This is a genomic window from Bacillus sp. PK6-16, assembly GCF_056530295.1.
In genome coordinates this window covers 4,651,601-4,666,838 of record NZ_CP096511.1, presented here as the reverse complement: position 1 = coordinate 4,666,838, position 15,238 = coordinate 4,651,601, and the positions used below count along the sequence as shown (strand labels likewise).

Below are 15,238 nucleotides of genomic sequence, written 5' to 3'. Positions count from 1 at the left end.
GTATGCCCATGCGGCATACAACCTTTTATTTTAGGACACCACTGTACAAAATGTTTACCTCTACCTCAGGTTTGAATTTTACTTTTGCATAATCTTTATTCCAATTTTTCTTCTTCCATAAGTCAGGGTGATAGGCGATAAGGTGTCTGCCGATACCGAAAGCATCACAGTTTGCTTTTTGTAACTTTTTCGTTATCTTTTTAGCTTCTTTCGTAAGTTGTGTAGACAATTCTTTATTTAGTTTTTTTCTTTCATCCATTTTGTAAAGATTATCTCTCGGAGCTTCAAGCGCTATAACTTTTAGTTGGAGCTTAATGTGAGCATAAACATTTCCTTTTTTATCTGTTGTTATTTTTAAGTCGCGTTTTAACTTTCGATTGCTAATTTCCATTGTTAAATAATCAGATGTTTTCTCTGATTCATCGCTAGTAAGCTTTTGGGTTATACGGGCACTTGTTCCCATTTTTCCAGTTAATAATACGAATAAAACAGATTGTTTCAAAGGTAAATGCCCAGTTAATTTATCATTATTAAATAAAGCTAGACCGTTTGTAATCACTTCTTTTCCTTTTATTTTTATAGAAGGGAGGGTAAAGTCTTTACCGGGATCTAACATTTTTGTAGAAGCTGTTTCTAAAGTTTCTTTTGGAAACACACTCATATCTTCTAAACTTTTCACTTTTTTCTTTAGAAAATCTCCAATTAGTAAATTTCCTACTTTCTTTTTTTCTAGTATCTCGGATGTTTCACCATCTACTGCAATAAGTTTTACTAAAGCAGTTGGGTTTGTTGGGTCCCGAAAGCTGACATCTAAATAAGGTAATATACCTTTTTTTAGGATTTTGGTTCCGAGTAATTGAACGCCATATTTAAAATAGCGAATATTCCCAGTCACATTTTTTTTTAGGGCATCGCTTGTATCCCTTATGTTATGCCCGTTTGCTGAATGTATTTCATTTTCGAATGAAGATTGCTCGCCGCTTGAACTTTTTACGAGTTCAAGCGTTTGCTGAAGTTTATTCTCTTCCGTAATATCATAACCAATGCTATAAGCTAATCTGGCTTCTCTTAATGGCTCTTGATCCCAACAGCCAGAAAGGAGGGAACTAGTACATAATATAAAAAGTAATTTAACTCTTTTTTGGAACATACTGTTCTCCTTTCTTATTTCTTATTACTGAATAAAGTAGAAATAAAAGAGGGAGGACAACGATGAAAATATACGTGAACTTATCAGTGAAAGTTGAAATTACTTTTAATTCTTCAGGTGTATCTATAAATAAGGCTACACTAAAAGCAATAATACCGACGATTGGAACAGCTTTTTTATGATTAGCAAGATTGAATATATGCCCAACTCCGATTGAAGCAGCGCAATAATAACTAGCAATAGAAGCCACAACTGTTATCATCCATATTGGTATAAATAGTAAATCAGTCCGGTCTATAATCCCGATATGTAAGGAGCGTAATAAGTAAGCAACTGGTTCTGGAATAAGCTCGATTTGTTTTGGGCTAAATACGATATAGCAAATCCAAACAGTAAAAGTATAAAAAAGAGTTACAAATCCGTTAGCGATAGAAATTGCCTTCAGTTTTGCCACAGAACTCCCGTTTACTTTTGGGAAAGCGATAAGAATGATTTCAAAACCATACATAGCTGTAATTGTTTCTTTGGATGCTTGAATAATATTCCACCATCCAGCTTCTGTAATTGGAAAAATATAAGAAAAATCAGCCCGTGAGAGCCCAAGTCCAATTAAAAGTGCCATTGGGAAAATAAGAATAGAAGCCATGACATAAAATCGTACAATTACTTTAAATGTATTATAGGCTACATAGCAACAAGCTATTGTAAATAGGATGAGAATGGCAGACCAAGGAGTGGCTTGTAATATCCAAACTTTAATGACATTACAAGCATTCAACATAACCGTCATACCAATAAGCGTAAAATAAAAAACATAAGCAAAACCTAATAGTTTTCCAAACTTATTACCAAATAGCATACAAACACTTTCATACATATCTGCATCAGGAAATCGTTTTAAAAAAAGCCACATAAGTAAAATAATAAGCTGAATTGCAAGCCCGGCGATGAGAGCAGAAATCCATCCGCCACCTTTTGCTATCGGGTGAAGACGGTTAGGTAGAGAAAGGATACCAACTCCGATTTGGCATTGAATAACGAAAAAGGTAAATTGAACGAGCGAAATTTTACTTTGCGTGTTTGTCACCGTCCTCATCCTCTCTCGTTACATGTTGTCGTTGCATTTTTTTCGGTTTTGGATCATGTGGTCGTTCCCAAAACGACCAAATTGGAAGTCTTACAAAAGAATCTTTCATATCTTTTATCCGCATCGGGGCAACAGGAGAAAGATATGGCGTATGAAATGAATGTAATTGACATAAATGAACGAAAGTTATAATGAGACCGAATGATATTCCGACGTATCCGAATATAGCAGCAAGAATCATTAATGGAAAACGAAGAATTCGAACTGCTGAACTCATATCGTTTGATGGAACGAGAAAAGATGAGATTGCAGTTAAAGCTACAACGATAATCATTGTGTAAGAAACGAGTCCGGCTTTTACAATCGCATCACCAATTACTAAACCACCTACAATACCGATTGTTTGTCCAACTCGGCTTGGTAAGCGAATACCAGCTTCCCGTAATAATTCAAAGATTAATTCCATTAAGAGCGCTTCAAAAATAGGAGGAAGTGGTACTTTCTCTAATGAAGCTTTAATTGTATACACAAGTTCGAGCGGCAATACATCAGGATGGAAGGCTACGGTTGCGATATATATAGCTGGTAAGAGAAAGGCAATCAAGAAGCTTACTAGGCGAATCATTCGGACGAAAGAACCAACAATCCAGCGGTTATTATAGTCATCTGGTGATTGGTAAAAAGCAAATAATGTAACAGGAACGATAAGAGCTGTTGGATCTCCATCAGATAAAATAGCAACTCGTCCTTCCATTAAATTTGCTGCGACTCTATCTGGACGCTCTGTATTTAATTGCTGCGGAAATGGTGAGAAAGACGTATCCTCTATAAATTCTTGTATATATCCTGGAGGCATAAGTGCATCTGTCTTAATCGTTTCTAACCTTCTTTTTACTTCTGTAACTAAATCGTCATTCGCTATGTTTTGCATATAAGCAATTGCCACTTTCGTATGCATTTCTTCACCAAGTGTGAAATATTTAATGACGACATGTGGACTTTTTATGAGTTTGCGAATGGAAGCTAAATTGGTTGCTAAGTCTTCTACAAAACCAGTATGCGGTCCACGGACAATTCCTTCATTATCAGGTTCTGCTATATCTCTCTTTAAGGATAGAGCTGTTTCGAAAATACAAAAACTGTCGACGTGTTCATGAAAATATAAGGATTTACCTTGTAATAAAAGCTGCACACCATAATTTAAATTCGTTTCTTTTTTCATATTTAATGTAGAAAAAGCTTTATCTATAGCTAAGTCTGACCGTGTCAATAAAGGCTCAAGAGCTAACTGATGAATTAGATTTGGATCTGCTAAAGATTCGATATATAAGATTATTCCTTTTCCGTTTTGAAAAGGGAGATCTAATTTTTTTATATCATCAGAATGAGAAAGTTTATTTTCAATGTAACTAATGTTCTCCGGAAGTGATGGAAACATATGCTTTTGTTTTTTACTCTCTTGTTGTTCTTTTTTCTCTGTCATAATTTCCACCTCTTTTAAAGTGCAATTGTTTCTGTTAATTTTTGTCGTTTGTGAGAAATTTATGCTTGAATTATTTTTTTAAAAGAGGGTTGAAGGTTACGTTACATTGTCTTTTGTGCATTATTCAATTTCATAGCAGTACTTCTAACATTTGTGTCGAATTAAGAAGATATATAGGAGGGATATATATGGAAATAGCTGTAGAACGTGTTTTTACGAAAGAGATTTTAAAAAGAGCAGCGAATTTGTTTCATGTAACAGTAGAAGAAAAGCCACTTGGAGATTTTGAGAATTATATTTTTAAGGCGAAGGGTGATAATGATGAAGATTATGTATTACGTTTAACACATTCTTCTCATCGTTCTAAACAAGAGGTAGAGGCTGAACTAGATTTTTTACGATATGTTGCGGAGAATGGGGCAAAGGTAGCAGGACCTCTTTATTCAACGTCTCGAAATCTTGTAGAAGAAATCGTAGCAGAGGATGGGACTTTCTTTTTCGCTTCTTTATTTATATATGCAAAAGGTGAGCAAGTAAAAGGAGCAGAATCGCCTTATTGGGGAGATGCTTATTTTGAAGCTTGGGGAAAAGCGATTGGGCAACTGCATCGCCTTACAATGGATTATCCTAAAACAGACTACCGTGATACGTGGGAAGAAGACGAAAGTGGAATTGTTAATGAATTAGAAGATGGTCAAGTGAAAGAGATTGCAGCGGTATTAATGGATGAAATTAAGGCTCTTCCAGTTGAAAGAGAAACGTTCGGTCTTATGCACGGTGATATTCATCAAGGTAATTTTCATTATGATGGTAAAGAGCTAACAATCTTTGATTTTGATGATGCTGCTTATAATTACTTTATACATGATTTAGCGATGGTTTTATACTACTCTGTTCTATTTACACCGTGGACAGCAGAAGAGAAGACAGATTTTGCTCGTAAACAGTTACAAGTGTTACGAAAAGGATATGAGTATGAGCACAGGCTGGCGGATAGTTGGTATGAATCGTTACCACTATTTTTACGTTTACGTGATATAGGTTTATATGGAACGCTTCAAAAGAAGTTTAAAGGGAAAGATATGCCTGATAACTTCTTGAAATTATCAGAAGAGCTATACGAAAGAATTATTAAAAGAGAAGCAATTGTGAATATATAATACATTTAGTTCAAAACAAAGTATATAAAACAAATATATACTTTGTTTTTTTATACAAAAATATGTTTACTTTATTAAAATAATATTGTCCTAGATTCGGTATACACTTATAATTTTATATATATTCTGAATATTCTTTATAAAAGAGGAGGGGGAATGTTGGAAGCTTTCGTAAATTGGTTAAATAATATTGTTTGGAGTCCAGCACTTGTTTATTTATGTTTAGGAGTAGGTTTATATTTTTCTATTCGAACGAAGTTTTTACAAGTAAGACATGTAGGAGAAATGGTGAAGCTGACATTTCAAGGAGAAAAATCAGAAGCTGGTGTTTCTTCATTCCAAGCGTTAGCACTTTCGTTATCAGGACGTGTTGGAACAGGAAATATCGCTGGGGTAGCAACAGCCGTTGCATTCGGTGGACCAGGAGCTGTATTTTGGATGTGGGCAGTAGCCTTTTTAGGAGCAGGATCAGCTTATGTAGAATCAACACTCGCGCAAATATATAAGACGAAACATCAAGGACAGTTTCGTGGTGGACCTGCTTATTACATTGAAAAAGGTTTAGGTGTGAAATGGTATGCTTTAGTATTCGTTGCAGCGACAATTCTTGCAACGGGGCTTTTACTACCAGGTGTGCAAGCAAATAGTATTGCTGTAAGTTTAGAAACTGCTTTTGGTATTAATACTACCGCATCAGGGGCTATATTAGTTGTCGTATTAGCTCTTATCATTTTCGGTGGAGTAAAGCGAATTGTTAACGTAGCGCAAGTTGTCGTACCGTTTATGGCAATAGGCTATATTTTAGTAGCTTGCGTCATTGTTGCTATGAATATTGAAAAATTGCCAGAAGCATTTATGTTAATTATAAGAAGTGCATTTGCATTAGAAGCTGCTTTCGGTGGTATTATCGGTTTAGCAATCTCTTGGGGGGTAAAACGTGGTATTTATTCCAATGAAGCAGGACAAGGGACTGGACCACACGCAGCAGCTGCAGCCGAAGTATCACATCCAGCTAAGCAAGGTTTAGTACAAGCATTTTCCGTTTACATTGATACATTATTTGTTTGTTCAGCAACAGCATTTATGATGATTATTACAGGCATGTATAACGTATTTGATGCAAGCGGAAAAAACTTTATCGTTAATAAACTAAACGGCGCTCAGCCAGGACCAGGATATACACAGGCGGCGGTAGAATCTGTTTTCCCTGGATTTGGAAATGGTTTCGTTGCAATCTCGTTATTATTCTTCGCGTTTACAACAATTATGGCGTATTACTACATTGCAGAAACGAATATTGCGTACTTAAATCGCGATAAAGACCGTCCTTGGATGTCTATGGTACTAAAGTTTGTATTTTTAGGAGCTGTATTCTATGGATGTATAAAAACAGCAGCAACGGCTTGGGCTTTAGGCGACATTGGGGTAGGAATTATGGCATGGGTAAATATCATTGCGATTTTATTGTTACAAAAACCTGCATTAGTCGCATTAAAGGATTATGAAAAACAGAAAAAAGAAGGAAAAGATCCAGTATTCGATCCAGGGCCATTAGGAATTAAAAATGCTGATTTTTGGGAGCATGAATACGGGAAAGATAAGAAAGAAGAAGTATCTTAATCGAATAAAAATGAAGAAGCAAAGGAGAAACCCTTTGCTTTTTTTTATGGACAAATTGAAGCTAAAAGTTATTTTTGGGACTATTTTTGAATATAAAAAGAATGTACATGCATTGTTAGGGGAAGGGGGAGTATGTTGATAGAATTTCGTAATGTAAATAAATATTATGGTAACTTTCAAGTTTTGAAAAATATTAATGTGCAAGTGAAAAAAGGCGAAGTGGTAGTAGTTGTCGGGCCTTCAGGATCAGGAAAAAGTACATTGCTTCGATGTATAAATCAATTAGAGGCAATTACAGATGGAGAATTAATTGTACAAAATACAGAGGTACACAATAAAAAAACGGACATGAATGAATTGCGGCGAAATATTGGCATGGTCTTTCAACATTTTTATTTATACCCACATAAAACAGTTCTGCAAAATATTACATTAGCACCGATTAAAGTAAATAAAGTTTCCAAAGAAGAAGCAGAGAAAACAGCGATGTTTTATTTAGAGAAAGTAGGAATCCCGGAGAAGGCTAACGTATATCCGCATCAATTATCCGGAGGACAACAGCAACGGGTCGCAATTGCTAGAGGACTTGCAATGCAGCCGGAAATTATGCTATTCGATGAGCCTACGTCTGCTCTTGATCCAGAGATGATTGGAGAGGTACTTGATGTTATGAAAGCACTGGCTAAAGAAGGGATGACAATGGTCGTTGTCACGCATGAAATGGGATTTGCTAGAGAGGTAGCAGATAGGATCTTATTTATGGATGATGGTCAAATTATTGAAGATACAACACCGGCGAACTTTTTTGCAAACCCTGAACAAGAAAGAGCTCGTTTATTTTTAAGTCGGGTGCTAAATCATTAGAGGAGGAATTTCATGCTTAAAATGAAAAAGTTATTTACTTTAATCGTATTTTCATGTTTATTCGTGCTTGTTGTTGCTGGATGCGGAAGTAAGAAAGATGAGGCAAAGGAAACAAATACGAAGCAAGGCGGGGCTGTTGAGCAAATTAAGAAACGAGGGAAATTAGTAGTTGGGGTGAAGAATGATACGAATTTATTTGGATTAAAAAATCCTTCAACAGGGCAGGTAGAAGGATTCGATGTTGATGTCGCGAAGGCACTGGCGAAAAAGATTCTTGGAGATGAAAAGAAGCTAGAGCTGAAAGAAGTAACGTCTAAAACACGTATTCCAATGCTGAAAAATGGTGATATTGATGCAATTATTGCAACAATGACAATTACGGAAGAACGCAAAAAAGAAGTGGATTTTTCAGATGTATATTTTAAAGCAGGACAATCGTTACTTGTGAAAAAAGGAAGCAATATTAAGAGCGTCGATGATATAAAACAAGGCGTTAAAGTATTAGCTGTAAAAGGATCAACATCTACAAATAACATTCGTCAAAAGTCACCAGAAGCGACTGTATTAGAGTTTGAAAATTATAGTGAGGCATTTACAGCGTTAAAGGCAGGTAAAGGTGATGTGTTAACGACAGATAATGCGATCCTTTACGGAATGGCAAAACAAGATTCTAATTATGAAGTAGTAGGAAAAATTTTCACAGATGAACCGTATGGAATTGCAGTGCAAAAAGGGGCAGATGATTTAACGAAAGAGATTAATACTTTAATTAAAGACATGAAAGCAAGCGGGGAGTATGACAAATTATATGAGAAGTGGATTGGACAAAAACCAGAAAAGTAGATAGTAAAAGTGAGAGGATGAGAGTACTCATCCTCTTCTTGTAAAGAAAGAGGGGAGAATATGTGCCTGATTTTTCTATATTAACGAATAACATTGATATGTATTTAGAAGGGTTTAAATATACAGTTATGTCTAGTGTAATTGCATTGATAGGTAGTTTTATTTTAGGAGTAATTTTGGCAGTAATGCGTATTGCACCTATTCGCATTTTAAATTGGATAGGATCAGCTTTTGTGGAGTTTGTAAGAAATATTCCACTTGTATTAATTGCATTTATATTCTATTTTGCTTTACCTGTAATAGGAATTACTTTAAATGGTTTTGTAGCAGGAACAGTTACGCTTACGGTATATACGGCAGCTTTTATTGCAGAAGTAATTCGCGCCGGTATTTTATCAGTTGCGAAAGGGCAGATGGAAGCTGCTCGCTCTTCAGGGCTAACGTATGTGCAGGCGATGTATTATGTTGTCTTACCCCAAGCAATGAAAATTGTAATTCCTCCTTTAGGAAACCAGTTTCTCAATTTAGTTAAAAACTCTTCAATACTTGGAATTATTGCTGGTGCTGATTTAATGTATCAAGGAGATTTAATTTCAACGAAGACGTTTGTTACGTTTGATGTTTATATATTTGTCGGGATGTTTTATTTAATATTAACAATTCCGCTCAGTATGCTAGTGCGTTATTTAGAAAAACGCTTAGCAAAGGAGGCGGTGTAAATGGATTTTAAGGGAGCAATTACAGGGGATCATATTCTATTTTTATTAAAAGGATTACTTATAACGTTAGAGGTAGCGCTCGTAGCAATTGTACTTAGCTTTATTATCGGTAGTGTAATAGGAATATTGCGCTACACGAAAATACCTGTCGTCTCACAAATATTAGGAATTATCGTTGAAGTGATTCGAAACTTACCACTACTGTTAATTATATTTTTCACGTATTTTGCACTTCCAGAAGCAGGCTTGAAATTAGAAATTATAACAGCTACAATTGTTGCTTTAACAATATTTGAAGCTGCAATGATATCTGAAATTGTTCGAAGTGGTCTATTATCTATCGAAAAAGGGCAAATCGAAGCAGCGAGGTCTTCCGGATTAACGTATGTTCAAGCGCTGTGGCATATTATTTTGCCACAAGCATTAAGAAGAATGGTCCCGCCACTTGTCAGTCAGTTTATTTCATTGCTGAAAGATACAGCGCTAGCAGTCGTTATATCACTACCAGAGCTTATTCATAATGCTCAAATTATTAGCGGGCAAAATGTGAATTACATGATTCCGACGTTTATAGTAGTAGCTTGTATGTACTTTATAGTAAATTATAGTTTATCAATTTTATCGAGAAGATTAGAACTCCGTTGACTCTTACAATATATGTAAGGGTTTTTTCCTTGTTTCTCCTTATTTTCCTCTAAATAGAATCTAAATCTTGCGATAATTCGATTTTTATATTGTTTTATCAGAAAAGTTTTAATTTTATATAGAAAATGTAATCGCTTTCGTGTATATTTTTATTATCAGAAAATTTTAACAGGATATAGGGGTATGGTAGGGGGAGGATTTAGATGCAGCAACCAACGAATGAGAAATTACATCGTACGATGAAGAGTAGACATTTATTTATGATCGCACTTGGTGGTGTAATCGGGACTGGTTTTTTCTTAGGTTCAGGTTACACCATTAATCAGGCTGGACCAGGGGGAGCCATCCTTTCATATTTAGTAGGCGGATTTATTATGTATTTAACAATGCTTTGTCTTGGAGAGTTAACGGTAGCAATGCCAGTTTCAGGATCTTTCCAAAAGTATGCGACGAAGTTTATTGGACCAGGAACGGGTTTTATGATCGGCTGGCTATATTGGCTTGGCTGGGCAGTAACAGTAGGACTAGAATTAACGTCAATCGGTTTAATGATGAAAAGATGGTTTCCAAATGTTGATGTTTGGGTATGGTGCCTTGTATTCGGCGTTATTTTATATGCTTCAAACGCAATTTCGGCGAAAAGTTATGCTGAATTAGAATTTTGGTTCTCTAGTATTAAAGTAATTACAATTCTTGCATTTGTTGTTCTTGGTGGTAGTGCATTATTAGGGTTTATATCATATGACGGAAAAGAAGCAGCACCTCTTTTCTCTAACTTTGTAAGCGATGGTGGATTATTCCCGAATGGACTAGCTGCCGTATTACTTACAATGATTACAGTTAACTTCTCGTTCCAGGGAACAGAGTTAATCGGGATTGCAGCGGGAGAAAGTGAAAATCCAGAAAAAACAATTCCACGTGCGATCCGTAATACGGTATGGCGCATTATGTTATTCTTCATTTTAACAATGACGATTTTAGTAGGATTAATTTCTTGGAAAGAAGCAGGCGTAATTGAAAGTCCATTCGTAGTCGTATTTGATAAAATTGGTATTCCATACGCAGCTGATATTATGAACTTCGTTATTATTACTGCGTTATTATCTGTAGCGAACTCTGGATTATATGCAGCGACGCGTATACTATGGTCACTTGCAAATGAGGGAATGGCACCAACTTCCTTCCAGAAAGTAAATAAGCGTGGTATTCCAATTACAGCGCTAGTCGTAACGATTGCGGTAGCTGGATTATCTCTATTCACAAGTTTCCTTGCAGAAGATACAGTATACATGTATTTATTATCGATAGCTGGTTTATCGGCTGTTTCAAGTTGGATCATTATTGCTCTATCGCAACTTCGCTTTAGAAGTCAGTATATAAAAGGCGGAGGAAAGTTAGAGGACTTAAAGTATAGAACACCACTATACCCAATTGTCCCGATTTTAGCCTTAATTACAAATAGCATTGTTGTTATTAGTTTAGCGTTTATTCCTGAACAAAGAATGGCGTTATACTGTGGTATTCCATTTATCATTTTCTGCTATATATATTATTATATTAGTAAGAAACGGCAGAAACCGATGAAAGTGGAGATGGAAAAAACAAATGAAACTAACAATCAAACACGATGATATAGAAGCAGATTTATCGTATGGTCAATTAGCGATTGGAAAAGAAAACGGGTATTCACCGTTACAATTACTCATTTCTTCTATCGCAGGATGTAGTGCAATTGTCTTTCGAACAATTTTAGAAAAGAAACGTATTACATATGATACGTTTACAATCGAAACTGAAATTGGTAGAAGTGAAGCTTTATCGAAGCCAGTTGAAAGTGTTCATTTGCACTATAAAATTAAAGCGCAAAACATTACAGAAGAGCAGCTGGACAAGGCGCTGCAACTTGCAGTGAAAAATTGTACGATTGTTCAATCTGTAAAAGATAGTATAAAGGTTACGGAAACAATTGAACTAATAAAATGAAACATAAAAACGTGAGAATACGGCTCTCACGTTTTTATGTTTTTAATAAAGGGAGAAAGTATGATGGAATGTTTAGGTTGTAAATTAGCAAATGAAGAGGAAAAAATATATAAAATATATGAAGATGACTATGTAACATGTTTTTTAGATCATGAACCTTTCTATACAGGACATACTTTAATTGTGCCAAAGCAACATGTTGTAGAAGTAGACGAATTAGATGATGTTGTAGCAAAATCCATTATGGATGCTTCTAAGCTGATTGCAAAAGCGATTAAGGTATTATATAAACCTGACGGAATTACAGTTTGTCAAAATGGTGGAGTATTTAACGAGTTAACACATTATCATATGCATGTCGTACCAAGATATAAAGAGCGTTCGTTTGCTGAGTTTTATATGGTACAGCCAGCAGAAAAGCAGAATCATAACTTGGAAGAGACAAAGAATTTGTTAAAAGAAGCGATAGAGCATATGCTGCTTACTGAAAAGGCGTAGCGGTCAGGAAAATTCTAATATTAAAAAGCCCAATTTCTCAGTTAAAATAGAGAAATTGGGCTTTTGTTTATTCTATTATTAAATTTTATACATAAAAAGATTTTGCAGTGTCACAAAGTATAGCGCTTATTCGTTATATAGAGTGAGAGGAGGAATTATATGAAAGTTACAAACAACGATTATGAAAAGATGGAAGAGCTATATGAGTTGTATGAACAAAAGATTTATTATGTAGCGTATTCTATTTTAAATAATATTCAACAGGCTGAAGATGCGGTTCAAGAGACGTTTATTACTCTTTATAAGAACTTGGAAAAGCTCCATAGCTTGGCTACTCAAGAGCTTAAACGCTACATTTTGAGGGTCGCGAAAAACAAGGCGATTGATAGTTACCGGAAAAACAAACGACATGAAACATTTTTAGAAGAATACGAAAGAGAATCAACAGAAGCAGTAGATGAAAATATTGAAGAGTGGGAAAAACGTGTAATGTCCGAGGTTCAAATTGATGCATTGTTAAAAGAGTTAAATGAGTCTAATAGACAGGTGTTTAAGTACAAAGTCTTCTATAACTTAACGTATCAAGAAATTTCAAGTGTCATGGGGATAAACGAGGCCAATGTCCGCAAGCAGTTTGAGCGTGCTCGAAAACGAGTCCAAAATATGATAGGAGGTATAAAACATGACGAATTCAAAGAACTCCAAAGAAATATATGAACTTGCTGAAAAAATTGCTTTAGATGATTTTGATAAACTCAAAGAACAACATGAATTTTCACATACATATACGCGCAAAAAGAAGTTGTTTATGGAGGAAATGAAGCTGAAAAATGGACAACCACAGAAAAAGCGTAAAAAACATCGTATGTTAATCGCTGCTGCTTGCTTATTGATTGGTATGCCGACAACCGTTTTTGGTGCAGTAAAAGTCTATAATATGATTGTTCAGAAACAAAATTACGAAGTAAATGTTTCCTTAACAAATAAGGATTCGAAAAAGAGTGATCAGTGGTATAAGTTGAAGATTGGTAAATTGCCAGAAAATATGGAAGCAATTGATGACTCTGCTATGAAATATTCCTTTAAAGATAACTACGCAATGGGTGGATTTTCATTCGTTCTTTGGAGAGTAGGAGGGAATTCAGATTTTCCAACTCTGTACTCGAAAAATTATGAAGAAAAAGAGATAAATGGTAAGAAGGCAGTAATTGTTTATAGAGAAAATGGTAATAAAGATTTAATGTTTAATAGAGTAATTTTTCTCTATTTTGAGGAAGAAGGAATTATGTTACAAAGTTATATTGGAAATGATATAAACGAAGAACAAATGATAGATGTGCTAGGGAGCATTTCACTTGAGCCCACGTCAAAAGAAAAGTCATCATATATAAGCGATTATGATAAAAAGTATTTTAGCCAAGAAAGTAAAACAACTAAGGTAATTCCTTTGAAGAAGGATAGCAAACGACTATTTCATATAGGGCAAAAGGTTCCAGTAACGATATCTATGGATAACAGTCAAATTGAATATGTGATAGAAAAAGTTGAAGCCTTTGATTCAATCAAAGATTTTAAACAAGAGAACTTTAATGAAATGGGCTTAGGAATACTAAGCAGGAATCAAGCTTTGGATCAAGCTGGAAAATTGATACCATATAGAAGGGATAAATATAAAATTGGAAATGGTAAAGATTCAATTGATCAATTAGTAGAATCAAAATTAATTCATCCTAAATTTGTCTACCTGACAACAACAGTGAAAAATATAGGTAAACAGGCGACAGAAGAAATCTATATGACTCCATCTATAAAAGTTCTTGAAGATAAAGGAAATGCATGGCAGTATGCTGGGAAAGATGGAATCGCAGAAAAAAATATTATGACGGGCGAAGTTGATTATTTAGAGCCTCATGGAGACGGGAAAAGCTTTTACAATATTGGCAGTATCACACCAGGACAAACGGTGAAAGTTAACTTAGGTTATTTTGTAGATGAGGATAAACTAGATTCAATCTTCCTTGATGCTTTCCATTACAGAGGGAATGGAAGTACTGAAAATATGAATGCATCATATCGTTGGTGGATTGATATTCGTCAATAGTAACAAAGAGACTAAAAAGCTGCTTACATCTAGCAGCTTTTTTCGTCTTCATACATATGTAAAATTTCTTTCGCACGTATACGTAAACCATCTATTAATTCTTTCGGTTCTAACACTTGTACATCTTTTCCAAGCCTATAAAATAAAGGGGTAATAAAATTAATTTCACCTTTATCAATTGTTGAATGTATATATCCTGTCCCGTCCTCATTTACTACAACGAATTCTTCAAGGTAAGGCACGCTTTTACATTGGCGCACACCTTCTGTCGTTAATAAAACATGTAACTGGATAGGAATGTTTATGACGTTAGAGCTAGAGTCAAACCATTCTTCTAAATTCATGAACGTACTTTCACTTTCTTCTGTTGATAATATAGAAAGAATACGATCAACGCGATACAGTAATACTTTTTTTCTACTGAAGTCATAGGACGGTAAATACCATAGCCCGTCATGAGCATATACACCGATAGGATGAACGTGTTTTGTTTTTAACCCCGATTTAGATTCGTATTGAAAGTGTAAATTTTTATTTTCAATAGCCGCGGTTAACACTTCGTTTAAAAGAGGTGTATCAATTGTGCGCTTCGGATTCCAAAAAGCGATGTAAGAACGTATTTTATCAACTTTCGTTTTTGCATCATGTTGTAGGGAGCTATACAGTTTATGTGTAACGGAATTGATTTCTGTGTTAAAAGGTAAGTCGCGATAGTAACTTAAAGATTGAAAAGCAAAAAAGATAGAGACTGCTTCTTCTTCCGTAAATAAAATAGGCGGAATTACTCTATTCGTTAATACTTTATAGCCGCCGTTACGACCTTGTTCTGCGTAAATGGGCAACCCCATATCACTTAAATCTAAAATGTATCTATGGACAGTACGAACGGAGATATTAAATTCATCAGCTATTTCTTGCGCTGTAAATGTCTTTTTGGCAGAAGCAAATATAAGAATATCTAATAAGCGTTTAGCTTTTGACAAATGTATCACCTTTTTTCTTTTTAACATGACATAAATTGTCATGTTTTATTGTTAGTATATTGTTTACATCATATGTTATCAAGGTGAGATGCAAGGAGGAAA

The 15,238-nt window shown here is 35.0% G+C and carries 15 protein-coding genes; 11 read left to right on the top strand and 4 right to left on the bottom strand.

The genetic code is table 11. The annotated features are described in order from the left end of the window. Window positions 1–25 precede the first annotated feature (25 nt). The 3 genes from gerKC to gerKA are packed head-to-tail and all read right to left on the bottom strand — an operon-like array spanning window position 26 to window position 3,720. Entirely contained in the window at window positions 26–1,150 is a 1,125-nt protein-coding gene (gerKC, locus tag M1D66_RS24035; protein ID WP_000486849.1) for a spore germination protein GerKC, read from the bottom strand. Next, window positions 1,131–2,237: a GerAB/ArcD/ProY family transporter gene (locus M1D66_RS24030; protein ID WP_048568066.1), complete on the bottom strand. Its 1,107-nt coding sequence runs from the start codon at window positions 2,235–2,237 to the stop codon at window positions 1,131–1,133. The genes gerKC and M1D66_RS24030 overlap by 20 nt, the downstream gene beginning before the upstream one ends. Further along, window positions 2,218–3,720, bottom strand: a complete 1,503-nt coding sequence (gerKA, locus tag M1D66_RS24025; RefSeq protein WP_000136667.1) for a spore germination protein GerKA — start codon at window positions 3,718–3,720, stop codon at window positions 2,218–2,220. Before gerKA ends, M1D66_RS24030 begins: the two co-directional genes overlap by 20 nt. Before the next feature lie 188 nt (window positions 3,721–3,908). Here gerKA and M1D66_RS24020 point away from each other — a divergent pair, with 188 nt between their 5' ends. From M1D66_RS24020 to M1D66_RS23970, 11 genes are all read left to right on the top strand, one after another. Next, a complete protein-coding gene (locus M1D66_RS24020) occupies window positions 3,909–4,880 on the top strand; it encodes a phosphotransferase enzyme family protein (RefSeq protein ID WP_000401644.1) in 972 nt (323 codons plus the stop codon). Between the two features lie 159 nt (window positions 4,881–5,039). Next, entirely contained in the window at window positions 5,040–6,500 is a 1,461-nt protein-coding gene (locus tag M1D66_RS24015; protein ID WP_033693388.1) for an alanine/glycine:cation symporter family protein, read from the top strand. A gap of 132 nt (window positions 6,501–6,632) precedes the next feature. Beyond that, window positions 6,633–7,364, top strand: coding sequence for an amino acid ABC transporter ATP-binding protein (locus M1D66_RS24010; RefSeq protein ID WP_006917993.1), 732 nt, complete (start codon window positions 6,633–6,635; stop codon window positions 7,362–7,364). Between the two features lie 12 nt (window positions 7,365–7,376). Then, entirely contained in the window at window positions 7,377–8,207 is an 831-nt protein-coding gene (gene glnH / locus M1D66_RS24005; protein WP_000916491.1) for a glutamine ABC transporter substrate-binding protein GlnH, read from the top strand. 62 nt (window positions 8,208–8,269) lie between these two features. Further along, window positions 8,270–8,926, top strand: coding sequence for an amino acid ABC transporter permease (locus tag M1D66_RS24000; RefSeq protein ID WP_086384866.1), 657 nt, complete (start codon window positions 8,270–8,272; stop codon window positions 8,924–8,926). Then, entirely contained in the window at window positions 8,927–9,571 is a 645-nt protein-coding gene (locus M1D66_RS23995; RefSeq protein WP_000345978.1) for an amino acid ABC transporter permease, read from the top strand. A 203-nt stretch (window positions 9,572–9,774) separates the two neighbouring features. Beyond that, window positions 9,775–11,202 carry an amino acid permease gene (locus tag M1D66_RS23990; protein WP_001187097.1) on the top strand — a complete coding sequence of 476 codons (1,428 nt, stop codon included), beginning with the start codon at window positions 9,775–9,777 and terminating at the stop codon, window positions 11,200–11,202. Continuing rightward, window positions 11,177–11,554, top strand: coding sequence for an OsmC family protein (locus M1D66_RS23985; RefSeq protein WP_006918002.1), 378 nt, complete (start codon window positions 11,177–11,179; stop codon window positions 11,552–11,554). Before M1D66_RS23990 ends, M1D66_RS23985 begins: the two co-directional genes overlap by 26 nt. Before the next feature lie 36 nt (window positions 11,555–11,590). Beyond that, window positions 11,591–12,052, top strand: coding sequence for an HIT family protein (locus M1D66_RS23980; RefSeq protein WP_002023251.1), 462 nt, complete (start codon window positions 11,591–11,593; stop codon window positions 12,050–12,052). 159 nt (window positions 12,053–12,211) lie between these two features. After that, a complete protein-coding gene (locus M1D66_RS23975) occupies window positions 12,212–12,769 on the top strand; it encodes an RNA polymerase sigma factor (protein ID WP_000869271.1) in 558 nt (185 codons plus the stop codon). Then, window positions 12,735–14,153: a hypothetical protein gene (locus tag M1D66_RS23970; protein ID WP_000185121.1), complete on the top strand. Its 1,419-nt coding sequence runs from the start codon at window positions 12,735–12,737 to the stop codon at window positions 14,151–14,153. Before M1D66_RS23975 ends, M1D66_RS23970 begins: the two co-directional genes overlap by 35 nt. Window positions 14,154–14,182: 29 nt before the next feature. Here M1D66_RS23970 and M1D66_RS23965 read toward each other — a convergent pair whose 3' ends face one another. Beyond that, window positions 14,183–15,178 (bottom strand): helix-turn-helix transcriptional regulator, encoded by a 996-nt coding sequence (locus tag M1D66_RS23965; protein ID WP_186327235.1) that lies wholly within the window; start codon window positions 15,176–15,178, stop codon window positions 14,183–14,185. Between the last annotated feature and the right edge of the window lie 60 nt (window positions 15,179–15,238).